This is a genomic window from Halomonas marinisediminis (assembly GCF_004347715.1).
GTDB lineage: Bacteria > Pseudomonadota > Gammaproteobacteria > Pseudomonadales > Halomonadaceae > Halomonas > Halomonas icarae.
Genome location: NZ_SLTR01000811.1, coordinates 1 through 226 on the forward strand (window position 1 = coordinate 1; position 226 = coordinate 226).

Genomic DNA, 226 nt, shown 5'->3' on the forward strand with positions numbered 1-226 from the left:
TTAGTGGGCGCCGGTCCTGGAGACCCTGATTTGTTAACCGTGAAAGGTTATCGAGTTATTGAACAAGCAGATGTCGTGGTGTATGACCGTTTGGTTTCTGCCGAAATCTTAGCCCTAGCCAGTAACAAAGCTGAGATGATTTATGTTGGCAAAAAATTAGATTTTCATTGCGTACCACAAGAGCAAATTAACCAACTGTTGGTTGATAAAGCGTTACAAGGTAAAC

1 pseudogene is annotated in these 226 nt (G+C 42.0%); it reads left to right on the forward strand.

Annotated elements, in window-relative coordinates:
• Nucleotides 1-39: 39 nt before the first annotated feature.
• Nucleotides 40-226, forward strand: a pseudogene (locus E0702_RS18620) (siroheme synthase); the annotation flags it as partial.